This window comes from Terrimonas alba (assembly GCF_042434975.1).
GTDB lineage: Bacteria > Bacteroidota > Bacteroidia > Chitinophagales > Chitinophagaceae > Terrimonas_B > Terrimonas_B alba.
Genome location: NZ_JBHMQM010000001.1, coordinates 729,839 through 755,952, shown reverse-complemented (window position 1 = coordinate 755,952; position 26,114 = coordinate 729,839). Strand labels below are relative to the sequence as shown.

Below are 26,114 nucleotides of genomic sequence, written 5' to 3'. Positions count from 1 at the left end.
CTTCAGCCAATGAGGCTCATTCAAGTTTTATCCAGTTCATTTTCGAAAGCGAAAAAATAATCCTGCCGAAGCGCTTCTTTTCTTTCAATAGTTTGGTTGCGGGGATGTTGTTTTTCTTTAAAATAGTTTTCCCTAAGCGTTGCAATAATTGATAATGGCAGTGAGCCGGCAAGCCTGTACGTAATGAAAAAAGTTTCTTCTGAAGGTTGCCAGTGAGGCAGTTTTCTTGTATAGAAAACCGGTGTGGCCATAAAGATGCCGGAGCTCAGTCCCAGCCTGATAGCTTAGGTTGTTATGTAATTATTATTAAAAGCGATATTCTTGCCGGAACGGAGTTCCGGTTTCTTTTGTTTGATGTTGCCGGAACAGAGTTCCGGTTTCCTAATTACGAATTGGTCTCCCACTCTTCAACACGCTTTGTATTCTTTCCAGCGTTTTCTTTTCGCCGCAGAGAGAGAGGAAAGCCTCCCGTTCCAGATCAAGCAAATATTGTTCGGAAACCAGGGTTGGCTCGCTAAGGTCGCCACCGCACATGACATAGGCCAGTTTTTTGGCTACAAGCGCATCATGCTCTGTTGCATAATTAGCAATTTTCATTGCATGAACACCGGCGTACAAAGCACCTAATGCCGACTGTCCCAATACCTTTATATCTTTCCGTTGTACGGGTGCTGTATAACCGCTGTCAAATATTTCTATGACGGATCGTTTTGCTTCTGCAATACGTCTTCCCTGGTTCATTACTACTTCATCCAATCCTTTTCTATATACGCCAATCTCAAAACCTTCATGAGCTGAGGTCCCTACTTTAGCAGTAGCTATAGTTAAAAAACGATTTTTTAATGTAATCGTATCGGGTTCGTCGTTGTGCATTTCATCGGAAGCTCTTAGCACAAATTCTTTGGTACCACCACCGCCGGGAATTAACCCGACGCCAAGTTCCACAAGGCCTGTATACGTTTCAGCGGCCGGACAAACTTTATCAGCATGAAGGCTTAATTCGCAGGCGCCCCCGAGAGCCAGTCCATGCGGCGCAACAACAACAGGGATTGCAGAATATCTTGCTCGCATCATGGTGTTCTGGAAAAGGCGAATTGCCATATCCAGTTCATCATATTCCTGGTCTATCGCCAGCATAAAGATCATACCTACATTGGCGCCGGCACTAAAATTAGAGCCTTCATTGGCTATCACTAAACCTTTGTAACCTTTTTCCGCTTTATCGATTGCTGTTTGAATACCACTCAACACATCCCCGCCAATGCTTCCCATTTTTGTGAACCATTGAAGACCTAATACATCATCGCCCAGATTGTACAACCGGCAACTTGCATTTTTCCATACCAGCTTATCCTGGTAATTATTCATTACGATGAATGCTTCGCCGCCCGGTAAAGGTTTATATGTTTTTGAAGCAGGATCATAACTATATCTTTTGCCTGACTCTACTTTATAAAATGATTTATTTCCTGCCTCTAACATTTCGGTTACCCAACCGGCAACGTTGTATCCGGCGGCTTGCATAGCTTTCACGGTTTTCTCTACACCCAGCACATCCCAACTTTCAAAAGCACCAATTTCCCAGCCAAAGCCCGCCATCATGGCGTCATCTACACGATACAGCTCATCACTGATTTCAGGAATACGATGAGAGATATAGGAAAACAAGCCGTAATGAAAATGACGGTAAAACTCACCGGCTTTATCTTGGCCGGCTACCAGCATTTTTAAACGGGTATGCAAATCGTCAATGGGTTTGGCAGCTTCTACTGTTGGAAATTTGGGTTTTATTCTTGGACCATATTCCAAAGTCTTCAGGTCAAGGGTAAGAATTTCCTTTTCGCCACCGGCGCCTTTTGTTTTTTTGAAAAACCCCTGCCCGGTTTTATCGCCGAGCCAGTTATTGTCAACCAGCTTATTTAGCCATCCTGGTATTACGAATGATTCTTTCGCTTCATCAGTGGGACAATTATCATAAACTCCCTTTGCTACTTTAACAAGCGTATCAATGCCCACCACATCCGCAGTCCTGAACGTGGCGGATTTTGGCCGGCCGATGATTGGGCCTGTCAATGCATCTACTTCATCAATGGTTAATCCTAATTTATCAACGAGTCCAAAGATGGACATGATGCCGTAAACACCAATACGATTGGCAATGAACGCTGGTGTGTCTTTGCACAACACAGTAGTTTTGCCTAAATACAAATCGCCATAGTGCATCAGGAAATCAACAACGGCAGGATCGGTATCGGGTGTTGGGATAATTTCAAGCAGGCGCAAATAACGCGGCGGATTAAAAAAATGGGAGCCACAAAAATTCTTTTTGAAATCGTCACCGCGGCCTTCTGTCATCAGGTGAATAGGAATACCTGAAGTATTGGAGGTAACCAATGTCCCCGGTTTGCGGAACTGTTCTACCTTATCATAGATCAGTTTCTTAATATCTAAACGTTCTACTACTACTTCAATGATCCAATCGCAGCTGGCAATATCTTTCATATTGTCATCAAAATTGCCGGTGGTTATTTTCTTTACTACGTCTTTGGTGAAAACAGGAGAGGGGTTGCTTTTTACGGCTGTCGTCAACGCATCATTTACCAGCTTATTTCTTTCAGCAGGTTTGGTGCTTTCGGCGGCTTCTTTAGGAACCATATCCAACAACAATACCTGTACACCCACGCCTGCAAAATGACAGGCAATACGTGAGCCCATCACGCCACTTCCTAAAACGGCAATTTTTTTGATCGTGCGATTATTCATATGATTAAGCTTTGGAATTAACCAGGATTAAAATTAGTTAGTTAAACAACTATTTTGTGTGAAGGTAAGAGAAAAAGATATGTCTTAAAAGCAGGAAGAATAAAATCTTAATGAGGTTTTTTTACAAAAAGGCTGAGGTTTTTACTATCCCCATTATACAAAGACATAATTTCCGGTTTATAATGGTAACCTGTTAGCTCAATGTGGCGTCATATTAATTTTAAAACCGGCTTAAAAGACGCAAATTTGTCAACACGAAAAGTTAAATAAAATGTCCCGGTGAATTTCGGGATGACCAAAACCCAAAAATATAGACACATGAAACCAACGTTCTTGTTTTGCTGCCTTTTAGTTATTGTCTCCTCCTGTGACTACATTGGGGGAAAGCGTATTCGTGGAAATGGCAATAATGTTGCGCAAAGCCGTAATACCGGTAAATTTAATAGTCTCGATGTCAGCGGTGCTATTGATGTGTATGTAAAGCAGGACTCAAACCAGTCGGTAAAAGTCGAAACTGATGAAAACCTGCAGGAATATGTTGAAGTGTATGAAAGTAATGGAGTGTTGGTAGTTTCACCGAAAAACAACTATAACCTGGATCCATCTCATAAAATAAAAGTATTTATAACCGCACCGTCTTTCAGAGTTATTGATGTATCCGGAGCAAGCACTATCACCAGCGAAAACAAATTGGTTTCTTCCGAAAGCCTGGACATTGATCTAAGCGGGGCATCAGAAGCAAAAGTGGATTTAAAAACCCCGCGCATCAACACAGAAGTCACAGGTGCTTCAACTATTACGTTGACCGGTGAAACAAAGGATTTGAATGTAGTTGGTTCCGGCGCAAGTGGTGCAAAATGCTTTGACCTGATGACAGAAAATACTACTGTTGATATTTCTGGCGCCAGTTCAGCCGAGGTTTTTGCCAGTGTAAAATTAGATGCGCAGGCCAGTGGGGCGTCGGAAGTAAAGTATAGGGGCAACCCAGCCATCACACAGGATATAAACGGCGCAAGCAGTATCAGAAAAGTAGATTAACGGATAGTGAACCTATGTTCTTCTGCCCTCATTAATGGGGGCTTTTTTTTATTTATAAAGTTTGTTACAATTGGAATAAATCAGGAACTTAGGCTGCAACCAAATTATATGCTTTCACGCAGGGAGTTTATCAAAAGATCAACACTGGCAACTGGCGGCGTTTTACTTGCATCGTCTTCATTCGGCAATTTCAATATCAGTAAAAAGCCAAAAGTTATCATTATAGGAGCGGGGTTTGCCGGTTTATCGGCCGCTTACTATTTGTATAAAAAAAATATCGGGTTTATTATCCTGGAAGCAAGAAATCGTATTGGTGGCCGGGTATTTTCTCATACTATCGACACACAAGAAAATCTTGTAATTGAGTTGGGTGCAGAGTGGGTAGGTAATTCGCATATCCGTTTACAAAACCTCTGTAATGAGTTTGGACTGGAGCTACAAAACAATCAATTTGAATCACACCTGATTTACAAGGGTAAGTATTATAAAAACAATGAGTGGAGCTACAGTGATGAATGGAAGAAAAGGTTCGAATCCATTATCAATGGCTATGAAAAGCTGACTAAGGCAGAAAAGATAAAATTGGATAAGATGGATTGGTGGCGGTTCCTGGTAAATAACGGTTGTGAAGGAAGAGACCTGGAATTAAGTGAATTGCTGGACAGCACGGATTTTGGCGAAACGATCCGGAGCGTATCTGCTTTTGCGGCTTTAGCTGAGTATGCGGAAAGCAGTGAAAAAAACGAAATGGATCTGAAAATCAAGGGTGGCAACAGCCAGCTTGCAAAAGCTATCGCTGAAAAGATAGGAATGGATAAAATAAAATTGCAACATAGGGTAAAGCGGGTGAGGCAAGACTCCAAAGGAGGTGTAGAGGTTTTTTGTGAAAGTAGCGAATCTTTTAAAGCTGACAGGATCATTTGTACAGTTCCAACTTTTTCGGCCAGGAGCATTAAATGGGAGCCGGGTTTGCCTGCAGAGCAGGTGGATGCAATGAATGAGTTGCAATATGCACGTATTAATAAAAATCCTTTGCTATTTAAAGAGCGGTTTTGGAGAGACGAGAGTTTCGATATGGTCACTGATCAAACGCCTCATTATTTTTATCATGCCACCAAAAATCAATCTTCAGGCAAAGGAGTTTTGATTTCTTATACCATTGGTGAAAAAGCCGCTGTTGTTGCTAACCAGTCTGACGAATGGAAAGCTGAAATGATACAACAAACATTGCAGCCTCACTTTGGCGATGTAAAAAGCTTGCTGGAAAAACAGGCTAATTATTATTGGGGTAATGATGAATTCTCCCGTGGAGCTTATGCTATTTATGGTAAAGGACAATGGTTCAGGTTGGGCCCGATACTAAGGCGTTCTCACATACATACTCATTTTGCCGGTGAGCACCTGGCCGATTGGCAGGGCTTTATGGAAGGTGCTATCAATACCGGCGAAGCGGCGGCGGCGAAAATTTGAAACAGAGTCAGGGATAAATTAGCCTTTAAGTATGTCACATTTAATAAACTTGCCACTACTGATAGCATGAATTGTATAGAAAATTTATGACTTTAGTCAGTTTGCAGCCTAAGTTTAGTCATGCAACGAAATTATTTTTTTAAACAATTTTGAATCACACATCGGGACAGTATTTAGTCGGTATTTTTTTAAAAAATCCAGCTTTAGAAAATACTATGAAACCCTATTGCGCCTGGTTTTACATTGCAGGCAGTCAACTTTTTTTCAAAAATACTTACCTTAAATGTTGCTTCCAGTATCATTGTCTTTGCGTAGCAAAGTGTGATAAACTTTTTTACTTATGAAGCGACGTACTTTTATCTTGACAACGCTGGCGGCTGCGGCAGCTTTTACATGCCCAATAGTACATACCAGGACTAAAAATAGGTCGGGGAAAGATCCATTGGTATGGCCCGAGGATCTTGGAAAATTAACGGATGAAGACACGATTCGTGAAATAGGGCTTTACTATAAAAAATTGCTTCCGTCAAGATACAACCAGCAAAAATTACGGCAGGTGTTACTATCCGATTCTGGCGGCAACAAGGCGGGGCCAAAAGATGAGTTTGCGTTGAGAGAGTGGTTGAGGAAAAAGATACACCATGATTTTTTGACGTTCAACACGATTACGGTTAATGGCTGGGTGATTTCAAGCACGGAGTTCCGTCAATGCGCATTGTTTTCATTTTTATAGAACCAAGGTTGAAATTTATGCATATCGACGCAAGAGATTTAGAAGATGAGTCGCTGATTGAAGGTGATATTTGTATTGTGGGGGCGGGGCCTGCGGGCATAACTATGGCGTTGGAATGGATCAATAGTCCGTACAAAGTTATATTGCTTGAAGGGGGAGGTTTTGAATATGATGAGCGGGTGCAAAACTTATACGATGGAAAGATTACCGGCCACCCTTATTATCCGATGAAGTCGAGCCGGCTGCATTATTTTGGCGGCGCCTCCGGTCATTGGGGCGGCATGTGTTCTACTTTTGATGATATAGATTTTAAAAAAAGGGATTGGATAGATCACAGCGGTTGGCCTATCAACCTGGCAGAAATTGATCCTTATTACAAAAGAGCTCATCCGGTGCTTGACCTGGGACCTTATGAATATGACCTGGCTTTCTGGCAACAAAAATATAAATCTTTTGTGCCGCTGCCCTTAGATGAAAATATTATCTGGAGCAAAATGTGGCAGTTTTCTCCACCTACAAGATTTGGTGAAAAATATAGAAGTACAATCGTTAATGCGCCAAACGTTCACCTATATACATATGCAAACGTAACCATCATCCAGGCCAATGGGAGCGTTTCATCCATAACAGAAGTCGTGGTCAAAAACTATTCAGGAAAACAGCATACGGTTAAGGCAAAGTATTTTATCCTTGCTTGTTGCGCTATACAAAATGCCCGTTTGTTACTGGCCTCTAACCAACAGGTACCTGCCGGCCTTGGTAACGGCTACGATTTAGTGGGGCGGTATTTCATGGAGCACCCGGAATTGAAGACCGGGGAGCTATGGCTTGCTGAGCCCAATCCGTTAAAATTATATATAAGAGGAGAGTTAAGAGTAAGGGCTGAACTGGCTGTGTCTGCAAAAATGCAGGAAGCCATCAGGCTGCTCAACGGGACCGTTTCATTGATGCCAATCTCTATATCGAAGAAGCTGCAACCCGCTGTTAAAACCTGGCAGGATAAAGATCCGCGGAAAAGCCTTCATTCCTTTAATGAAGATTATGGAAAAGCATACAAAAAAAACATTTACCAATATTTCAGCTCAGGAAATACACACTGCTATGGCTTATATACAAGAATTGAGCAGTCTCCCAATCCTTCTTCCCGTGTTGTATTGAGCGCTGAAAAAGATGAATTAGGTATGCCACGTGCCAATCTGCATTGGGCTATGACGTCACTTGATAAATGGACCATACGGAAATTGAATGAATTGATTGGACAGCAGGTAGGCGCCGCAGGCATCGGCCGGGTGAGATTAGCAGAGTTTTTATTGGATAATAATGATAACAGCATGCCTTCATTCACCAGTGGCGGCTGGCACCATATGGGAACTACCCGAATGCATAATGATCCTAAACAAGGAGTGGTTGATTCCAATTGTAAAATACATGGAATTGATAATTTATTTGCCGCAGGTTCATCTTGTTTTCCTACGGGAGGCGCCGTTAACCCCACACTCACGCTGGTCGCTTTATCGTTGAGACTATCGGATCATTTAAAAGAAAGAATTAAGGAAAACATAATTACGTAAAGCTGCTATGCCTGTGGCTTTATAAGTTCACATATTTCACTATGATCTTTATATCCCTGTTTCTGCCTTTGTCGTCCGTGCAGGAGATTTTTACAGGACCTTCATTGGGAACAAAAAATTGCTTCTCCCCTGTATTTGAACTTTTGTAAAATTTATTGTCGATATACCAGTACACTTTGCTTACATCATTCGCGGTTTTACAAACAAGCTGCAATGGCTCAGGATCTTTTTTATTAATAAGATATTCCAGGCCATTTGCGGGTGAACTTATCACGGGAGCACTTCCTTTAAAGATCATTTCGCAATCGGGATTGTGCAACGGGATTTTTTGATAAGCAATTTGATGTTCTTCCAACCATGCCTGCATTTCAGGTTCGATTGATTTATATGATTTCTTTTTGTAGCCGGTTGCCGGAACACAGGCTTTGCAATAGGATATTTCTTCGCCGGGGCTAATCATTATTTCCTGGCGATTATTACATTCTTTTGTAGACGAAACCAGCGGAATAAAATAATCGGTAATCAAATTGGCACAATGAGGAGAGGGGATGAACCCCGTTTCACTGCAAACTTGTCTTATCTCGCAATCCTTGGGCTGGCTGAACCATTCTTTGTCATTATCATAATCAAGTGTATTGAAAATTTTAAATAGTAGTGGAGTGGCGATAGTGGCTCCGCTGAGGTCAGCTATTCCCACGCCTGAAAAATTACCGACCCAAACGCCAACAGTATAGTTTGTATTATAACCAATGCTCCAGGCATCTCTCCGTCCATAACTGGTGCCCGTTTTCCATGCTATTTTGGGCATTCGCTCCGTGGCGGTCCAATTAAGGGGGAAGTCGGGTCTGTTTACTTTGGACAGTATTTCATTGATCATATAAACTGCTGCGGGGCTTACAACTCTTGTCTTCCTGGTAATGCTATCATCCTGCAGAAATGAAGGGACATAATAAATGCCATCATTCGCAAAAGCGGCAAACAGCCCCGTTAGTTCTTCAAGGGTTGTTCCGCATCCTCCCAATATCATGGAAAGACCTAATTTCCGTTTGTCTTTTTGCACCTGCCTGAAATTGCAGTCTGATAGTTTTTGAATCAGCTTTTCATGTCCCAATAATTTTAAGCTTTTAACAGCCGGGATATTCAACGAATGTTCCAATGCATATTCAGTAGTGATATAGCCATTAAATTTTCTATCATAATTCTCAGGGGCATAGCCTTCATAATTGACAGGCACATCGGTCATCACCGTTTTAGGAGTCAGCAGGCCTTCATCAAAGCACATCGCATATAACAAAGGTTTTAAAGTGCTTCCGGGCTGACGGATGGCTTTGGCGCCGTTGACCTGCCCGCCATCTGTGGTATCATTAAAGTCAGATGAACCTACGTAAGAAACTATTCTATGAGATTTATTGTCGATAATAACAACGGCGGCATTTTTAATATTTCGGAGTCTTTGAGCCCTTACATAATCTTCAACCAGCTTTTCAGTTTTTAATTGTGTATTTAGGTCAATAGTGGTTTTGTTTAAAATATTTCCTTGCTGTTTGAGTTGATAGGAAAGATGAGGTGCATAGTGTGGCACCATTCCCCGGGTTGCAGTTAATGGTTCTGCCAGCGCATCTTCAATCTCCTTTTTTGTAAATATCTTTTCATTGGTGAATTTTTGGAGCCACTTGTTTCTTTCGGCGACAATATGATCATTGTTTTTCCCAATTACCAGCGAAGAAGGTCTGTTAGGAATTATACTGAGTGCTGTGATCTCAGCCAGCGAAAGGTGATCCGGGCTCTTTTTGAAATATAAAAAAGCTGCTGCTTTCACTCCTTCAATATTACCCCCGTAGGGCACAAGATTGAGATAGAGTTGTAATATTTCGGTTTTGTCATATTTCCATTCCAGTTGAAAAGCCCGGAAGCTTTCCCTGATTTTATTTAAAATATTTCGTTTGCCTGGTTCCAATGCTCTGGCCACCTGCATTGTGATAGTGCTGGCTCCCGAGGTTCTTTTCATCCGGAGCAGATTTTTAAAGAATGCCCTGGTAATGGCAAATGGATTTACCCCGGGATGGGAATAAAAATATTTATCTTCTTTAGCGACAATCGTCTTCCGGAGTAATGGTGATATTTGCTCAAGCTCTGTTTTCATCCGCCATTTTTCATCCCTGGTAAGATAGGCGTTAATGACTTCGCCTTTGTTGTCAGTAATAACGGTTGAGTATTCTATTTTATCAGGTAATGGAAATATCCAATTCAACAACAGGAATAAAATGAACAAAAACAATGAGCCAATAAAAGAATATTTTAAAAGGCGAAAGATTTTCTTGCTGGTAAGCCTTGAGTTCATTTTTGGCAGGTGCGCTGTAAAGATGAATAAAATTTTTGCTGCTTTCCGCTGACCGAAAGCAAATTACTGCAGTTAACAAATATTTATCGAATCAAATTTGCAAAGGCTCTGACAACTGTATTAATTTTCCATTCAAATTCTCCCCTCTCTTTATGGACTCCGAGCATCGCAAGCCAGCAAAAGATATTCCTCCCTAAATATTTTTGCCAGTAAAAAAATCCATTTAGTTTTAGCAGGTTCGTAGTTCGACGGATCTCATGGAAGCTATTGGATAATGCCGCTTCCTGCTTTATTAACCAACCAGACCATTAACCAAATCTTATATGCGTATTCAGTCATTACTTATTTCGTTGTTATGCGGGACAATTCTTTTTTTAGCCTGTAGTAAAAACACCGTTAGCCTTTCTTATACCAATGCAAAAGGGGAAGTGCCGGTATTGGGCAATTTGATATTTCGATTTAATCAAAGCATGGTAAAAGATTCTATGCTGAATGCATGGGATTCGACGGATTATATTTCTTTTGAGCCTGCTATTAAGGGCCGGTTTAGATGGGAGAGTCCTGATCAACTGGTTTTTTCTCCCTCGCAACCATTAAGCCCGGCTACAAGCTATAAGGCAAAGGTCAGAAATGCTGTGCTACGTTTCAGTAAGTACAATGATGTAAAGGAAGGCGACAAAATCGAGTTTCATACTCCCGATCTGCTGCTTGACAATTCTCAAATAGTATGGATAGGAGAGACAAATACTTCCGCAATTCCGCAGGTCGATTTGTATTTTAATTACCGGGTAAACCCTGCAGATATCAAAGACAAGCTAAAAGTGGAAGTGGACGGAAAGACAGCCGATTTTAATATGATTACGGCTTCGCCGGATAATAAAATATCGCTGCGCATCCGGGGATTGAAAACAGAAGATAAAGATTATACGGCAAAAGTGACGATCGACAAAGGACTAAAACCGGAGAGTGGTACGAATGGTATCGATAATGCAATCATTGCGTCATTATCCATTCCGTCGCCTTATGTGTTGACCGTGCTGGGAATGGAATCACAACACGATGGAATGGAAGGTACTGTTGCGGTAACGACAAGCCAGCAGCTGACCGGCGAAAACCTGAAGTCGCTTATTAAGTTTGAGCCGGCGCTGGCATATACAGTAGAACAAGCTGAAAATGGCTTTACCATCCGAAGTGACAAATTTGATGTAGAAAAAAGTTATATACTGACTATTGCAAAAGGATTAAGAGGAAAGATTGGCGGCGTGTTGAAAGAGGATTATTCAGGCAGCGTAGCTTTCGGGGAATTGGAAGCTAATATCAGGTTTACAAATAGCAAAGCCGTTTACCTTTCAAAAAAGGGTGGAAAAAATATAGAAGTGCAGATTACGAATGTGCCAAAAGTAAAATTGGTTATTTCAAAGATATACGAGAACAATCTCTTGCTTTCACAACGATATGGCTACTACCCGCAGGAAACGAAAGCAACAGTAGCGAGTTATGACAGGGAATATGAAGGCGACTATTATGAAGATGGTGGTAGCGATGCTTTGCTTGGTGATGTAATTTATGAAAAGGAAATCGATACCCGATCGTTGCCCAAAAGTGGTGCAGGCAGGCTGCTTAATTTTTCGCAGTTTGAAGACCGGTTGCCGGATTTTAAAGGGGTGTATCATATTGTTATTCGCTCTTCAGAAGATTATTGGGTTAGAGACAGTCGCTTTGTTTCGCTGTCAGACCTGGGATTGATTGCTAAAGAAGGCCAGGATAAAATTTATATTTTTAGTAATTCGATCAAAACAGCTTTGCCGGTTGGCAACGTGAACATTTCATTATATGCGGTCAATAACCAACTGATAGGAACGGGTGCGACCAATGAAAAAGGAGTAGCGGAAATTGCTTATGCAAGAAAAGAATATGCTGGATTCAGAGCTGCGATGATCATTGCAAAAACGGCGGATGATTTTAACTATCTGCCATTTAATAATACCAGGGTGAACACGTCGCGGTTTGAAGTAGGAGGCAAGAGAACAAATCCTTCCGGTTTAGATGCTTTTGTTTACGCTGAAAGAGATATTTACAGGCCGGGGGAAAAAATAAATTTTGCTGTCATCATTCGTGACAGGCAATGGAAAGCACCGGGTGATATTCCTTTAAAAATGAAATTCCTGTTACCCAATGGGAAAGAGTTAAAGTCGTTCCGGAAAAACCTGAATGAAGAAGGCTCACTGGAAGGAAGTATTGATATTGCAACTTCCGCTATTACCGGTGGATATACGCTGGAGGTTTATACTTCAACAGATGTGCTGTTGGCATCAAAAAACTTTTCGGTTGAAGAGTTTGTGCCGGATCGTATCCGTGTGACTACAAAGCTTGACAAAAGTTCGCTGAAGCCAGGGGAGTCGGCTGACTTATCCATCAATGCGCAGAATTTCTTTGGCCCACCTGCTGCCAATCGCAATTATGAAACGGAGATCCAGGTCAAACAAAAAGCCTTTGCTCCGGAAAAATTCAGGGAGTATGAATTTAGTCTTGCCAATCAGAATAGTTTTTTTGACAAACAGGTAAAGCAAGGTAAAACCGATGCTGAAGGAAATGCCTATGAAAAGTATGAAGTGCCGGCGGGTTATGCCAACATTGGTATGTTGCAAACTAATTTTTATACAACTGTTTTTGATGAAACCGGCAGACCGGTAAGCCGGGCCGTGTCCGCCGATATATTTACCCAGGATGTTTTCTATGGAATAAAGTATGACTGGTATTTTTATTATCCGTTGAACCAGGCAGTAAAATTTCAACTCGTTTCTGTTAATAGAGATGGCAATGCAGTTAGTTCAACAGCCAGGATTGAAGTAATAAAACATGAATACAGAACAGTGTTGACAAAAAGCGGCAGTTATTTTCGTTATGAGTCACAAAAAGAAGATAAGCTCATGACTGAAAGCCAGGTTGCCGTTGGCAGCAATACGGTTTATTCATACATACCAAGATCGCCGGGTGACTATGAGCTGCGTATTTATAGACCCGGCGCAAATAGTTATGTAAGCAGAAGTTTTTATAGCTACGGCAGTTGGGGCGGCAATAACAATTCGTTCGAAGTAAATAACGAAGGAAATATTGATATCGAACTGGATAAAAAGTCCTATCTCAGTGGCGAAACGGTAACAGCATTATTTAAAACGCCATTTAGTGGTAAAATGCTTGTTACGATGGAAACGGACCATGTGTTGTCGTATGAATATGTGGATATCAGCAATCGTTCCGCAAGTCTTAATCTTAAACTTTCCGGCGATCATGTTCCGAATGTTTATATTACAGCTACTCTTATTAAACCGCATGAGGTTTCGGATATTCCTTTAACCGTGGCTCACGGATTTCAAAATGTGATTGTGGAAGAAAAGAGCCGGAAGATCCCGATAAGTATCCAGGCGCAAAAGACTGTTCGTTCCAGAACTCACCAGAAAGTGAGGGTGAAGGCTGCTCCAGGCAGTTATATTACATTGGCTGCTGTTGACAATGGAGTATTGCAGGTATCTGATTTTAAGACTCCGGATCCCTACAACTATTTTTATCAAAAAAAAGCATTACAGGTTTCAGCCTACGATTTGTATCCCTTGCTGTTTGCTGAGGTTAGGGCCAAATTGAGTAGTACTGGTGGAGACGGCGAGTTAAGCATGGATAAACGAGTGAACCCGATGCCGGCCAAACGAATAAAAGTAATGAGCTATTGGAGCGGTATAAAAAAAGCGAACGGAAGTGGTGAAGCAGAATTTGAATTTGATATACCTCAGTTCAGCGGCGAGATCAGATTAATGGCGGTTTCCTATAAGGGGCAAAGTTTTGGTGCAACGGATAATACCATGACTGTGGCAGACCCTCTGGTGATCAGCACAGCGTTACCGAGATTTTTAAGCCCGGGAGATACTGTTAGTGTCCCTGTCACATTGAGCAACACTACTGATAAATCGGCAAGTATCACTGCTACTATTAGCACCGAAGGACAGGTGAAACCTGGCGCTGGTAATAGTCAAAGCATCAACATTAGTGCAAAGAGTGAAGGAAGAGTTTTGTTTAACGTAATAGCCAATCCTGCAATTGGTATTTCTAAAATCAAGATCCGGGTTAATGGATTAGGTGAAAAGTTTGAAGATGTAACAGAAATCGCTGTTCGTCCTCCGTCCACTTTGCAGAAAGCCACCGGTAGTGGTTCAATCACAGGCGGTCGTTCACAGAAGTTGAATATAGACCTGGGCCGCTATATACCGGGAAGCGCAGATTATAGCTTAGTCGTCAGCCGTTCACCTATGCTGGAATTAGGTGAGCAACTGCGTTATCTTGTGCAATATCCTTATGGATGTACTGAGCAGACCGTGTCGGCCGCATTTCCACAATTGTATTATAGCGATATGGCCGACTTAATGCAATTAAATAAGCAGAACCTGCCTACCGGACAGGCAGGCAAAACGAATGCTAATAGCAATATCCTGGAAGCGATCCGGAAAATAAAGATGCGACAACTATATAGCGGTGCGGTTACACTCTGGGATGGCGAAGGACGAGAGGACTGGTGGACTAGTATTTATTCAGCCCACTTTTTACTAGAAGCCAAAAAGGCTGGCTTTGATGTTGACAATAGTTTATTGGAAACCATGTTGGGTTATATCAGCAACAAGCTTAAAAATAGGGAGACGATTACTTATTATTTCAACCGCACTCAGAATAAAAAAATTGCACCTAAAGAAGTTGCGTATAGTTTGTATGTTTTGGCGCTGGCAGGACGAAGCAATGTCCCTGCGATGAATTATTACAAAGCAAAACCCGAAATACTGGCTCTCGATAGCAGGTATCTTTTGTCGGCCACTTATGCTGTTGCGGGTGATAAAAAGGCTTTTACTGCAATGTTACCTTCCAGTTTCTCAGGGGAGGAATCAGTGGCGCAAACGGGAGGTAGTTTTTATTCCGATGTGAGAGATGAGGCCATTGCTTTAAATGCTTTGCTCGAAGTAGACCCCGGAAATAATCAAATTGGGATCATGGCGAGACATGTGGCCGATAAGTTAAAAAACCGCAGATGGCTGAGTACACAGGAAAGGGCATTTGCCTTTCTTGCATTGGGAAAATTGGCTAAAGCTTCAAATAATTCAACCGTTACCGCTGATATAAAGGTTGATGGAAAAACTATTGCTAAAATAGATGGCGGTCAATGGCGGGGTGATAAAGCTGCTTTGAAGGGAAGTAATATAGAAGTTGTCACGAAAGGGAGTGGAAGATTATATTATTTCTGGCAGACCGAGGGTATAAGCGCAACCGGGGACTATAAGGAAGAGGACAATTATTTAAAAGTGAGGAAGCGTTTCTTTGACCGTTTCGGCAGACCCATAACCACTAACACGTTTAAGCAAAATGATCTTATCATTGTTGGGATTACGCTGGAACGATCTTTTTCAACTTCTATTGAGAATGTTGTGATCACTGATCTGTTACCTGCAGGATTTGAAATTGAAAATCCGCGGACAAAAGATATTCCCGGCATGGATTGGATTAAAGACGCCGCTACGCCGACAGCATTAGACGTACGGGATGACCGGATCCATTTCTTTGTCAATACTGATTATAATAAACAAGTTTATTACTATGCTGTTCGTGCGGTGTCACCGGGTCAGTATAAAATGGGACCGGTTAGCGCAGATGCTATGTATAACGGCGAATATCATTCGTATAATGGGGCAGGTGTAATTCGAATTGAGCAATAAATAATGATGTAAAATAAAATGCCACATTAAGTGGCATTTTATTTTGGTGAAATCTATTCGTTAGTTCTTATTGTTTGAAGCTACTGTGACTACAGGTATTTTAGAGCCGTAAGAAAGTAATTTATTAGTTAATTTATTCCACAGGCCTGGAAGACGAAAATCTTTGATCGGGTTCACCATGATAAGATCAGCATTGATTTTTTTTGAGAACTCCAAAGTGCTTTTGGCCAGGTTTTGTCCTTCCAATAAAACACACTGCACTGGAATCGTCGAAATACTTTGTACCATTTCCAGGGCCTTGTCAAGTACACCTCTTGTAATATCGTCCGCATTTTTTCGAAGGGATACGAAGTAAACGGTAGATTTAAAAGCTCTTCCGAGTAAAGCGGCGAATCGAATTTGGCGTATAGGTATTTCACCGGATACTGGCAATACGATTTTTTTGAAATGACAAACCAGGCCGCCCGAACGAATGGCCAACACGGGAATATTTGCTTTTTTTGCCAGCCGGCTGATAGAAACAGAGGAAATAATTCGATGGACAAAGTTGATTTTTGATAAACCAGTTATCACCAGGTCCATTTCGTATTGTTCTATATAATTTACAAGCTGCTTCTGAACATTCCCCTGGAGCACACTTATTTCCACATCGCCTTCCCCGCAAAGCTGATTTTTGTATAATGTCTTTACCTGCTCCAGTTTTCTGAAAACAGTTTCATTATTTATGTTTCTTCCCAGGAGTGAATTCGCCGATCTATTGACATATACCAGGTGTATGTTACAATCAAAGCTATTCGCTAATTCAATAGCTTTAGCAATAGCCCATTTATTCCTTGTGGTGAAATCGATGGGGACAAGTATGTTATAAAGTTTGTTTGCCATAAGCAGCCGGATTTGAATCGTTAAATTAAGAATTATTATGCGAATGCGAGCAAGGGTTCAAAATCTCTTATCCTGATATTACTATCCGCTATTTTTTCAAGCAATTCGTCCCTGGTACAAAACGCCACGCCTTTTCCGGCATAAGTAATCATGCACCTGTCGTCCTTACTATCGCCCACTGCAATACAGTTTTTCATGCTCACATTATATTTTTCGCATAAATGTTGCAATGCATTGGTTTTACAAAATGCGTGACCACAAACACTTTCCGGTGATCCAAAGAAATAAGAAGGAAGATTTACTTCACCGGTTGCTTTGCCTTCAAAAAACTCCAGTTGATGTGCCACGGAAAAATCAGCGCCGATCTGTTGTTTTATGTAATTGGTAATAAGGGTGTAGCTATGACTCAGAATGCCAACCAAATAACCTTTCTCTTTGTAAGCCCTTACTACTTCTTTTATGTTATCGGCCATTTGCATGTTACTGATAACATTAAGAAGATCATCCATTGTTTTATTTTTCAATAAGAGCCCAATGCGCTTGGTAAGGATAATCGGATCTTTTTCATTAAAACGCAGCTCGTCTAATTTTGTTTTAAAGCCAAACTCTTCGGAGCATTGATCAATAAAGCGTTTTATCAGGATCGTGTCGTCCATATCGAGGACAATCATTTTTTTAAACGCCGAAAGATTCTCCCGGATCACATTGTTCATTTCCCGTTGAATGGCCTCCATCGAATTTACACTCTCATGAGTCAACTCATTATTGTGATGGCGTTGGGCTTTGCTTATAATCGCCCGTGAAACTTCACCGCTCATCTTGCTGAGTGCCTGCCACGGTTTGCTCTTATTCTCGATATATCCAATGTTTACCTCCTGTACCCTTGCTTTCATTAGGTACATATCAATTAGGATGCCTATATCAACACCATAATCGTTGAAGAATTCAATTTTTTTGAAGAACGTTTTTTTACCTGCGATCATTCCGCTCAACGGCTGTGAAAAATGCGATAAGCCAGGAAAAATTATGGCCAGTAAGGGTTTGGCAACTAATTCTGTCACCCTGCCCGCATTTCTCGCAAACGCACCTTTCACAAAATCAGCTTCGTCGTTGATAAGTGGGGCAGCAAGTTTAGAAATTGATTTATCGGGGTAGGGGTCTATATCGGCATCCAGGAAAATAATAAACTCATTAGTCGCCACTTCAATTCCCTCCCTCATCGAAATGCCTTTTCCCCTTGCAGCACTTATGACAATTTTCGCTCCCGCCTCCTTAGCTACGGAGACTGTTTCATCCTCAGAACGGTCATCTACCACTATTACTTCGGAAACCCCTGGCTCTGAAAAACAAAACCTTATCACCTGCCCAATAGTTTTTTCCTCATTTAAAGCGGGGATAATAACAGATAGCATGGTTTAATTCCTTTTTTTGATGTAAAAATGCTATTGCCTGATATAGTGCGTCAGGAAATTTTATTAAATGCAACTATGGTATAAGCCAAAGATTAGGCCTGAAATCTAAATCGCCGGGCCCAGATTGAATGAACTGCCAGGCGATATGTCGGAAGGTAGGGATAATATCAGAAAGGAATTCAATTTACCGCTTAAAAAGTTGGATACAATTTCTAACCAACTGATAGTAAATAAAAAAGTCTGGCACTGCCAGACTTTAGGATCTATACTCTAATTCGGTTGCATTAATAGTCGTTACCATATCCACCACGGTCACGATTGTAACCGCCGCCACCGCCTTTGTTATAACCGCCGCTGCCGCCTTTTTTAAAGCCGCCGCCACCGCCGCCGTTGCCAAAGCTTCTTTTCTTGAAGCCACCACCGCCACCGCCAGAGCCTTCTGGTTTAGGACGGCTTTCATTAACTACAATGTTACGGCCATCAACTTCGCTGCCGTTGAGTGCTGCAATGGCAGCTTGTGCCTGGTCGTCATTCGGCATTTCTACGAAACCAAAGCCTTTGCTGCGGTTGGTAAATTTGTCGTTAACGATTTTGGCTGAAGTTACTTCACCATGTGCGGCAAAGAGGTTAGAAAGATCCTGATCTTTCAAATTCCAACTAAGGTTTCCTACGTAAATGTTCATTTTGAGAAATTTAAAAAATAAAAAAAGTGCTAACAGTAAACAGTAACCGATGAACATTCTACGTTTATTTCGAAACGTTCAGGACTTATAAAACTGTAAAGAACACCAAGACTATACAAAATAACGGAATTTTTTTTGACATTCTGGCAAATATTATTTATAACCCTCAGCTTTTTCCTAAAGCTTTGGTAATGAAAGCTGCCAATCCGCTAAATTAAAAGTCCTCCAACCGGAGGACTTTACAGTTCTATCTAAGAGAAAAGCTTAAGTTTAGCTTTATTCAGCTCCTACTTCAAAATCCACTTCTGTTGAATGACCGTTGCCAAAATCGATTGATGCTTTATAAGAACCAAGTTCTTTTACTTCGTCAACAATACTGATTTTTCTGCGGTCAATCTCGTAACCTTTTTGTTCACGAATTGCACGGCTTAATTGCAATGATGTTACGCTACCGAAAATCTTTCCACTGGTGCCGGTTTTAGCGCCCAGTTTAAGTGGAGATTCTTTCAGTTTTGCGATTACACTGTTTATTTCAGCCAGCATTTTCGCTTCTTTTTTGGCTACTTGTTTCAGCTTTTCTTCCAGTTGCTTGCGGTTACCCGGACTGCTCTCAATAGCCAATTGACGAGGGAACAGGAAGTTGCGGGCATAACCATTCTTTACTTTTACTACCTCATTGGCAGCGCCCAGGTTGTCAACATCCTGAATTAATATTACATCCATTTTTTTCTTTTTGTTCACCATTACCCAGTCCGCCGCGGCGGACTGTCTTTTCCGTTGTTAGCGGAAAGTTAGGGTGAGGTTATTTTAAAAGGTCTGTTACATAAGGCAATAATGCCATCTGGCGAGCTTTTTTAATCGCATCTGATACTTTGCGCTGATATTTCAGGCTATTACCAGTCAAACGACGAGGCAATAATTTACCCTGCTCGTTCAGAAATTTTTTCAGGAACTCTATATCCTTATAATCGATATAGTGCATGCCGTACTTTTTGAAACGGCAGAATTTTTTTACCCTTTTGTCGCTTTTGATGGCGGTCAGGTATTTAATTTCATTTTTTGCCATGTCTTAAGCCTCCACTACTTTTTCAGTTCCTGTTTTTACACCACTTCTCTTTTTAGCGTTGTACTCGACGGCGTATTTATCGAGTTTAGTACAAAGGTGACGCAGGACAGCCTCGTCACGCAGAAGCTGGATCTTCAGCTTCTCATTGAAGTCGGATGGCGCAGTGTATTCCAAAACCCAATAAAGACCGGTGGTCTTTTTCTGGATCGGATACGCCAGTGATTTTAGTCCCCATGCGTTTTCAGCAACTATAGAGCCACCGTTTTCGGTAACCAGCGCTGCAAACTTTTTTTGTTCTGCTTTGAATTCATCATCGCTCAGAACAGGGGTAAAAATCACCATCAATTCGTAATTGTTCATTTACCTGTGTTTGTGATTTAAAATTTGTTTATCCCCATGCTTTTGGCTACGGGGCGGCAAAGATAAGTATTTGAAGGTAGAACAGGGAGGGTGATGTCAAAGTTTTTTAGACTTTCGGTTTAATAAGAATCTCTAAAGGGAAATCAAGTCTAATTCGTTGATTTGTAATTAATTTCATCTGAAGGTAAGCAATCAATAACCCTTAGCTGAAGATTTTTTTCTCCGTTCCACTCATTCACATCAATTTTAAAAACTACGTCAACCGGCTGTTTATATTTGAGAAACTCGTATTTGGATGCCATGTTAAATCCGATTCCCGTCAGAGTAATATTATTCTTTTTTAAACAAAAACGAAGGTGTTCTTCTTTCACTATTTTCGAATAGCCGTTGTCAGTAACATTTTTTACGAGAAATACCGGGCGAAGATTTTCAGGCCCAAATGGTTCCATTTGGGAGATAATATTGTAAAAAGGCCAGGTAATATCTTCAAAGCCTATTTCAGCATCTATGACAATTTCCGGAACTAAAAAATCGGGATTGATGGTCGAAGCGACGATCTCCTCAAATTTGTTTCTAAACGCATCAATTTTATCTATTTCCAAGGTCATTCCGGCTGCGGCAAAATGGCCTCCATAGCCGAGTAAGTGTTCTTTACAGGCATGAATAGCTTCGTAAAGATTAAAGCCCGGAACGCTCCTGGCACTGCCAGCAGCAAACTCTCCTGATTGGGTTAAAATGATTGTAGGACGGTAATAATGTTCTATCACTCTTGACGCAACAATTCCGACTACACCTTTATGCCAATGAGGCTGGAACAGAACAGTCGATTTGTTTTTTTGCCATTGATCATTGGCCTCAATAAGTGACAGTGCCTCAAGCGTAGTGTTAATATCAGCCTCTTTTCTATCACTGTTATCGCTATGAAGCATTTCGGCAAATCCCAAAGCGTCATCATAGGTTTTTGAAATAAATAACTCTACTGCTTTCCTGGCATCATCCATTCTTCCTGCTGCATTCACTCTTGGAGCAATTATGAAAACTAGATTGTGAATATGCAATTCGGTTTTTAGTCCACTCAGGAAACTCAAGGCCTTGATACCATTATTGGGATTTTCGTTGGCTTTTTTTAAACCATGAAAAGCCAAAACCCGGTTTTCACCAGTCATTGGGACAATATCGGCTGCGATGGCCACTGCTACAAGATCAAGAAATTCATAGACATGATCCCCGGAAAGATTCATTTTCTCGGCCAAAGCCATTATCAACTTAAAACCAACGCCGCAGCCGCAAAGTTCCTTATAGGGATAGCTACAGTCTTTTTGTTTGGGATTTAAAATAGCAACAGCAGGCGGCAATACTTCATCGGGCATATGGTGATCACAAACGACAAAATCGATATTTAGCTCTTTTGCATAGTAGATCAGATCAACTGATTTAATGCCACAGTCCAGTGAAATGATCAGATCAAAGCCATTTTCTCTTGCGAAGTCGATCCCAGCTTTGCTAACTCCATACCCTTCCCGGTATCGGTGCGGGATATAAAAGTCAACATTGAAATGTTGTTTTATAAGGAATTGATACATGCAGGCAACAGCAGTTGTTCCGTCTACATCGTAATCCCCGAACACTAAAATTTTTTCATGATTTGTAATTGCCCGCAATATTCTTTCAACCGCTTTATCCATGTCTTTCATTAGCCACGGACTATGCAAATGAGATAACTGCGGTCTGAAAAAGTCTTTTGCAGTTTCAAAATTTGAGATCCCCCGTTGAGATAAAATTTTGCAAAGGGTGGGATGAATATTAAGGGCCTTTTGTAAAAGCAGAGTATTCTCCCTGTCGTCTTGTAATATTGTCCACCGTTTCTTCATTCTTCCTAAATCTTTTTAAGCAAGCCGGCACTCAATACTTCCTGTCAGTTACGTAGAGTACAAGATTTTCTAATCCCTGCCTGGCGGCATTCTCCGGGAATTGATTAAGAATATCTAATGCCTCCTTCTTGAATTGGTTCATTTTTTCAGTGGCGTATGCGATGCCGCCGGTTTCTTTGACTTTTTTGATTATCCAACTTACCTTTTCTTTATCCTGGTTTTTATTTTTGACAATATAAATAATTTCCCGTCTTGTTTTTTTATCAGTATTGTTTAATGTGTAGATCAGGGGAAGAGTTAGTTTTTTCTCTTTGATATCATTGCCGGTTGGCTTGCCCACATTCTCGCTTGAATAGTCAAACAGATCATCTTTGATCTGAAAGGCCATGCCGGTTTTCTCACCGAAGAGCCTCATTTTTTCAGCAATTTCCTCGTTATTGCTGGTTGACCAGGCGCCTGCCGAACAGGCCGATGCTAATAAAGAGGCAGTTTTGTTGCGAATAATTTCAAAATATATTTCTTCGCTCAGGTTGAGTGACCTGGCTTTTTCTATTTGTAAAAGCTCCCCTTCGCTCATTTTCCTGACTGCATCGGACAGGATGTGAAGAATTTTATGATCATTGTGATCCAAAGACATTAATAGTCCCTTTGCCAGTAAATAGTCGCCCACCAAAACGGAAACTTTGTTTTTCCACAATGCATACACAGAGAAAAACCCCCTTCTTTCCTGGGAATCGTCCACCACATCATCATGTACAAGGGTCGCAGTATGTAAAAGTTCAACCAGTGAGGCCGCCCTGTATGCCGGTTCAGTGATCTCACCGCATAATTTTGCAGAAAGTAGCACGAACATTGGGCGAATTTGTTTGCCTTTCCGCTTTACGATATATCTCATTATTCTATCCAGGAGGGGGGTCTGACTGCGAACTGCCTCTCTGAACCGGGTTTCAAATACCTTCAATTCTGTTTCTATCAATCCTACGGGTAAGCTCATATGTTAAAAAAAATGGCAATTTACGTTGCAAAAAATTAATGCGGTGAATGCAACGAAATTGACTTTTTTTGTGACTAAGTAATTGAAAAATAAGAACAAACTACATGAAAAATTTTCACAAAAATTTGGTTATTGTGGTTCAAGTCATATTTTTGCGTTTTATTAGGACATTGTTTTCTCAATCTTAATCCTTAGTTATGATAAGCAAAAAGTACACTTTACTGGCAGGTTTATTCTGTCTACTGGCATCATTTAGCTTTGCCCAAGGTCAAGTTGGCGGCCATAATGTGTCAGATTCTTCTGTAATTCCGTCTAAAAGAATGCCTCAGCATACTGAGTTTTTGAACGGAACCAATAATTTTCCGGCCAAACCTCGTAATCAATGGGAAATAGGTATTAAAGGGGGCGCCTTCACAGTTAGTGGAGATATGCCTTCTGTTTTTCCAACTTTAGGGTTTGGTGCTCATATCAGGAAATCATTTGGTTATGTGTTTTCTATGAGACTTGAGTATTTGCATGGTACTGGTAAAGGTTTGAATTGGAAACCTTCTAGTTACATCCCTTCAAGACCCGATAATCCCTGGTCTGCGAACGGGTATACCGGATTATATTACAATAACTATAAAACAAGTGTAAATGACCTTTCCCTCCAGGGAGTTATAACCCTTAATAATATTCGCTTTCATAAAGCCAAAACAGGGTTTAATATGTATGTGTTTGGCGGTATTGGAGGAACAATTTATGATACCAAAGTAAATGCACTTAATGGAACAGCGTCTTATCAAACCGATTTTAGCGGAGTAAATGGCGGCGTTTATAAAGATCGCAAGGATACTCGTAAAGAGTTGAAAGATATATTGGATGATTCTTACGAATCACCTGCTGAAAATCATGGTGAAACACGTCCCAAATTGTTCGGCGATACATTTAAACCTTCTGGTACAGTTGGTTTAGGTATGGCTTTCAAGTTAAGCAATCGTATCAACCTGGCTATTGAAGATCGTGTGACTTTTATTAAAGACGATTTACTAGATGGTCAGCGTTGGTCTGAACAAGGTGACCTTACCGGTGATTTTGACTCTTATAATTATGCAACTGTTGGTTTAAACTTCAACCTGGGCGCGAAATCTGTTGAACCTCTTTACTGGTTGAATCCTTTGGATTACGCTTACAGCGAAATCCGCAATCCTCGCCTGATGAGGCTGCCAAAACCAGTTTTACCAGATGCAGATGGTGATGGTGTTACTGACCAATTTGACCAAGAGCAAACTCCTGCCGGCGTACCGGTTGATACTCATGGTGTAAGCCGTGATACGGATGGTGATGGTGTTCCTGATTCTAAAGATAAAGAATTGATCACCCCAACTCATTGCCAACCAGTAGATGCTGACGGTGTAGGTAAATGCCCATGCCCGGATAAATCTTGCTTCGAAGGATTGGTTGCTAAAGATAATTGCGCAGAGAAGTTAGGTGCATTACCAAGCATTTCCTTCAAAAAAGGATCAAATGTGCTGAGCGATGATAATAAAGCTGTTTTGGCTACAGTAGCTGCTAAATTGCGTAACGCTCCTGAGTGTAAAGTAGTCGTGATCGGTTATTGCTCTTCAAGCAAAAAAGAACAGCAATTGAGCTGGGATCACGTGAATAAGGTAATCACTCACCTGGTTGAAAAAGAAGGTCTAAGTGCCGACCGCTTTATCTTCAACTATGGCCAGGAGGGTGGTGATTGCGATACAGTTGATCTGCGCGGCGCAGCTGAGGGTGAAGAAGGACCTAACACAGTGGCTCCTCCACACCCGAATCTTCGCAAAAGATAAAAATTTAGCGATTTACTTTTTGCTGATATACAAACCCTTCCACTTCTGTGGAAGGGTTTTTCTTATCATTGCTTTATCAAAATCTTAACTGCACGATTTTGGCCACTTATCTTTTTTATATAAGTTTTGTTGCCATCCATTAACTTTGCACACCTTTATGCGTTTTATACCGGTATTACTGATAACTGTTTTACTTGCAAGTTGCGGAGGAAAAAGTATTAATAAAGTACTTAAAAGTCCTGATCCCGAATACAAGTTGCGTGTAGCTGAAAAGTATTTCGTTCAAAAAAAATACAGCAAAGCACAGGTTTTATATGAAGATGTAATGCCCTTTTATAAAACAAGACCTGAATTTCAGGACATTTATTACAAATACGCATATTGCGCCTATAACCAGGCTGATTATTTAAATGCAGAAAATCTCTTTAAAACGTTCCTCGAAATTTTCCCCAATAGCCCCAAGGCGGAGGAAATGGATTACATGAGAGCCTATAGCTTTTATAAGCAATCTCCAAAGCCGGAATTGGATCAAACCAATACCATTAAGGCTATGGGAATGATGCAGGTTTTTATCAATACTCACCCGGGCTCAGAAAGAAATAAACAGGCTTCTGAAATAATCGATATATGCAGGGGAAAATTGGAGATCAAAGACTATAAAAGTGCGAAGCTATACTTTGATATGGGGCAATTCAGAGCTGCAGGAGTTGCCTTTACGGCTTTACTAAACGGGTTTCCCGAATCCCCACAAGCCGATGAGTATAAGCTTATGATCATAAAATCGTATTTTCGGTACGCTGAAATGAGCATCGAGGAAAAGAAAACGGAACGATTTGAAAAAGTGATTAACGAGTGTGAGGATTTTGTCGATCGTTTTCCTGAAAGTAAGTTGCGCAAAGATGTTCAAGACTACATGACTTTATCTCAAACAAATATTAAAAATTTAAAAAATGAGCAAGCTAAGACGTCAGCTTAGTGCTGGTATTGCCAACAATGTGGAAACAAAAAGCCTTGATGATCTGAGGAAGAAGACCGGCAATTTATATGAGTCTATTGCCGTTGTTGCAAAAAGAGCAAACCAGATAAATATATCTCTTAAGGAAGAGCTTCATAACAAACTGGATGAATTTGCCAGCCATACGGATAGCCTTGAAGAAATCCATGAAAATAAAGAGCAAATAGAAATTTCCCGTGCCTACGAAAGAATGCCAAATCCTGCTTTATTGGCTACACAGGAGTTTATGGATGATAAAATTTATTTCCGTAAGGGAGAAGACCAGTTATTTGATTAAACCAGGTAATTACAATAATACTTTGGGCGATATGGTGACAGCTATATCGCTTTTGTATTTTATGGGCAAAT

At 40.9% G+C, this 26,114-nt stretch carries 19 protein-coding genes; 8 read left to right on the top strand and 11 right to left on the bottom strand.

Annotated features, from left to right (window positions below; genetic code table 11):
• Nucleotides 1–20 precede the first annotated feature (20 nt).
• Nucleotides 21–251 carry a hypothetical protein gene (locus tag ACFEL9_RS03025; protein ID WP_385886009.1) on the bottom strand — a complete coding sequence of 77 codons (231 nt, stop codon included), beginning with the start codon at nt 249–251 and terminating at the stop codon, nt 21–23.
• Nucleotides 252–381: 130 nt separating this feature from the next.
• On the bottom strand, nt 382–2,763 hold the full coding sequence (locus tag ACFEL9_RS03020) for a 3-hydroxyacyl-CoA dehydrogenase/enoyl-CoA hydratase family protein (protein ID WP_385886008.1): 2,382 nt from the start codon (nt 2,761–2,763) through the stop codon (nt 382–384).
• A 318-nt stretch (nt 2,764–3,081) separates the two neighbouring features.
• Between ACFEL9_RS03020 and ACFEL9_RS03015 the strand changes: the two genes are divergently transcribed.
• The 4 genes from ACFEL9_RS03015 to ACFEL9_RS03000 all read left to right on the top strand — a co-directional run bounded on the left by ACFEL9_RS03015 (nt 3,082) and on the right by ACFEL9_RS03000 (nt 7,575).
• Entirely contained in the window at nt 3,082–3,801 is a 720-nt protein-coding gene (locus ACFEL9_RS03015; protein WP_385886006.1) for a head GIN domain-containing protein, read from the top strand.
• 108 nt (nt 3,802–3,909) lie between these two features.
• A complete protein-coding gene (locus ACFEL9_RS03010) occupies nt 3,910–5,271 on the top strand; it encodes a flavin monoamine oxidase family protein (protein WP_385886004.1) in 1,362 nt (453 codons plus the stop codon).
• A gap of 340 nt (nt 5,272–5,611) precedes the next feature.
• Entirely contained in the window at nt 5,612–6,004 is a 393-nt protein-coding gene (locus ACFEL9_RS03005) for a hypothetical protein (RefSeq protein WP_385886002.1), read from the top strand.
• A gap of 17 nt (nt 6,005–6,021) precedes the next feature.
• The gene (locus ACFEL9_RS03000; RefSeq protein ID WP_385886001.1) at nt 6,022–7,575 is read left to right on the top strand and encodes a GMC oxidoreductase; all 1,554 of its coding nucleotides are present in this window, start codon (nt 6,022–6,024) and stop codon (nt 7,573–7,575) included.
• 19 nt (nt 7,576–7,594) lie between these two features.
• Here ACFEL9_RS03000 and pbpC read toward each other — a convergent pair whose 3' ends face one another.
• A complete protein-coding gene (gene pbpC / locus ACFEL9_RS02995; protein ID WP_385885999.1) occupies nt 7,595–9,916 on the bottom strand; it encodes a penicillin-binding protein 1C in 2,322 nt (773 codons plus the stop codon).
• 323 nt (nt 9,917–10,239) lie between these two features.
• On the opposite strand from pbpC, the gene ACFEL9_RS02990 reads away from it, so the two are divergent.
• Complete coding sequence (locus tag ACFEL9_RS02990) at nt 10,240–15,666, top strand: alpha-2-macroglobulin family protein (RefSeq protein WP_385885997.1); 5,427 nt, start codon at nt 10,240–10,242, stop codon at nt 15,664–15,666.
• 60 nt (nt 15,667–15,726) lie between these two features.
• Here the strand turns inward: ACFEL9_RS02990 and ACFEL9_RS02985 are convergent, their stop codons facing one another.
• The 8 genes from ACFEL9_RS02985 to ACFEL9_RS02950 form a co-directional block, all read right to left on the bottom strand.
• Nucleotides 15,727–16,548: a universal stress protein gene (locus ACFEL9_RS02985; protein ID WP_385885996.1), complete on the bottom strand. Its 822-nt coding sequence runs from the start codon at nt 16,546–16,548 to the stop codon at nt 15,727–15,729.
• 35 nt (nt 16,549–16,583) lie between these two features.
• Nucleotides 16,584–17,960, bottom strand: a complete 1,377-nt coding sequence (locus ACFEL9_RS02980; protein WP_385885994.1) for a glycosyltransferase — start codon at nt 17,958–17,960, stop codon at nt 16,584–16,586.
• 284 nt (nt 17,961–18,244) lie between these two features.
• A complete protein-coding gene (rbp, locus tag ACFEL9_RS02975; protein ID WP_385885993.1) occupies nt 18,245–18,643 on the bottom strand; it encodes an RNA-binding regulator in 399 nt (132 codons plus the stop codon).
• A gap of 276 nt (nt 18,644–18,919) precedes the next feature.
• Nucleotides 18,920–19,366, bottom strand: a complete 447-nt coding sequence (gene rplI, locus ACFEL9_RS02970; protein ID WP_385885991.1) for a 50S ribosomal protein L9 — start codon at nt 19,364–19,366, stop codon at nt 18,920–18,922.
• 79 nt (nt 19,367–19,445) lie between these two features.
• A complete protein-coding gene (gene rpsR, locus ACFEL9_RS02965) occupies nt 19,446–19,709 on the bottom strand; it encodes a 30S ribosomal protein S18 (protein ID WP_276500448.1) in 264 nt (87 codons plus the stop codon).
• A 3-nt stretch (nt 19,710–19,712) separates the two neighbouring features.
• Complete coding sequence (gene rpsF, locus ACFEL9_RS02960) at nt 19,713–20,069, bottom strand: 30S ribosomal protein S6 (RefSeq protein WP_276500449.1); 357 nt, start codon at nt 20,067–20,069, stop codon at nt 19,713–19,715.
• A gap of 149 nt (nt 20,070–20,218) precedes the next feature.
• Nucleotides 20,219–21,940, bottom strand: a complete 1,722-nt coding sequence (gene recJ / locus ACFEL9_RS02955) for a single-stranded-DNA-specific exonuclease RecJ (protein ID WP_385885990.1) — start codon at nt 21,938–21,940, stop codon at nt 20,219–20,221.
• 31 nt (nt 21,941–21,971) lie between these two features.
• Nucleotides 21,972–22,934, bottom strand: a complete 963-nt coding sequence (locus tag ACFEL9_RS02950) for a polyprenyl synthetase family protein (protein WP_385885988.1) — start codon at nt 22,932–22,934, stop codon at nt 21,972–21,974.
• Between the two features lie 197 nt (nt 22,935–23,131).
• On the opposite strand from ACFEL9_RS02950, the gene ACFEL9_RS02945 reads away from it, so the two are divergent.
• The 3 genes from ACFEL9_RS02945 (at nt 23,132) to ACFEL9_RS02935 (ending at nt 26,043) form a co-directional block, all read left to right on the top strand.
• The gene (locus ACFEL9_RS02945) at nt 23,132–24,751 is read left to right on the top strand and encodes an OmpA family protein (RefSeq protein WP_385885986.1); all 1,620 of its coding nucleotides are present in this window, start codon (nt 23,132–23,134) and stop codon (nt 24,749–24,751) included.
• 157 nt (nt 24,752–24,908) lie between these two features.
• The gene (locus tag ACFEL9_RS02940; protein WP_385885984.1) at nt 24,909–25,727 is read left to right on the top strand and encodes an outer membrane protein assembly factor BamD; all 819 of its coding nucleotides are present in this window, start codon (nt 24,909–24,911) and stop codon (nt 25,725–25,727) included.
• Nucleotides 25,702–26,043: a DNA-directed RNA polymerase subunit omega gene (locus ACFEL9_RS02935; RefSeq protein ID WP_276500454.1), complete on the top strand. Its 342-nt coding sequence runs from the start codon at nt 25,702–25,704 to the stop codon at nt 26,041–26,043. Before ACFEL9_RS02940 ends, ACFEL9_RS02935 begins: the two co-directional genes overlap by 26 nt.
• Nucleotides 26,044–26,114 lie beyond the last annotated feature (71 nt).

Bases quoted from the DNA above. Each gene is read 5' to 3' on its own strand.
- ACFEL9_RS03025 (WP_385886009.1), bottom strand. From the start codon at position 251: ATGGCCACACCGGTTTTCTATACAAGAAAACTGCCTCACTGGCAACCT.
- ACFEL9_RS03020 (WP_385886008.1), bottom strand. From the start codon at position 2,763: ATGAATAATCGCACGATCAAAAAAATTGCCGTTTTAGGAAGTGGCGTG.
- ACFEL9_RS03015 (WP_385886006.1), top strand. From the start codon at position 3,082: ATGAAACCAACGTTCTTGTTTTGCTGCCTTTTAGTTATTGTCTCCTCC.
- ACFEL9_RS03010 (WP_385886004.1), top strand. From the start codon at position 3,910: ATGCTTTCACGCAGGGAGTTTATCAAAAGATCAACACTGGCAACTGGC.
- ACFEL9_RS03005 (WP_385886002.1), top strand. From the start codon at position 5,612: ATGAAGCGACGTACTTTTATCTTGACAACGCTGGCGGCTGCGGCAGCT.
- ACFEL9_RS03000 (WP_385886001.1), top strand. From the start codon at position 6,022: ATGCATATCGACGCAAGAGATTTAGAAGATGAGTCGCTGATTGAAGGT.
- pbpC (WP_385885999.1), bottom strand. From the start codon at position 9,916: ATGAACTCAAGGCTTACCAGCAAGAAAATCTTTCGCCTTTTAAAATAT.
- ACFEL9_RS02990 (WP_385885997.1), top strand. From the start codon at position 10,240: ATGCGTATTCAGTCATTACTTATTTCGTTGTTATGCGGGACAATTCTT.
- ACFEL9_RS02985 (WP_385885996.1), bottom strand. From the start codon at position 16,548: ATGGCAAACAAACTTTATAACATACTTGTCCCCATCGATTTCACCACA.
- ACFEL9_RS02980 (WP_385885994.1), bottom strand. From the start codon at position 17,960: ATGCTATCTGTTATTATCCCCGCTTTAAATGAGGAAAAAACTATTGGG.
- rbp (WP_385885993.1), bottom strand. From the start codon at position 18,643: ATGAACATTTACGTAGGAAACCTTAGTTGGAATTTGAAAGATCAGGAT.
- rplI (WP_385885991.1), bottom strand. From the start codon at position 19,366: ATGGATGTAATATTAATTCAGGATGTTGACAACCTGGGCGCTGCCAAT.
- rpsR (WP_276500448.1), bottom strand. From the start codon at position 19,709: ATGGCAAAAAATGAAATTAAATACCTGACCGCCATCAAAAGCGACAAA.
- rpsF (WP_276500449.1), bottom strand. From the start codon at position 20,069: ATGAACAATTACGAATTGATGGTGATTTTTACCCCTGTTCTGAGCGAT.
- recJ (WP_385885990.1), bottom strand. From the start codon at position 21,940: ATGAAGAAACGGTGGACAATATTACAAGACGACAGGGAGAATACTCTG.
- ACFEL9_RS02950 (WP_385885988.1), bottom strand. From the start codon at position 22,934: ATGAGCTTACCCGTAGGATTGATAGAAACAGAATTGAAGGTATTTGAA.
- ACFEL9_RS02945 (WP_385885986.1), top strand. From the start codon at position 23,132: ATGATAAGCAAAAAGTACACTTTACTGGCAGGTTTATTCTGTCTACTG.
- ACFEL9_RS02940 (WP_385885984.1), top strand. From the start codon at position 24,909: ATGCGTTTTATACCGGTATTACTGATAACTGTTTTACTTGCAAGTTGC.
- ACFEL9_RS02935 (WP_276500454.1), top strand. From the start codon at position 25,702: ATGAGCAAGCTAAGACGTCAGCTTAGTGCTGGTATTGCCAACAATGTG.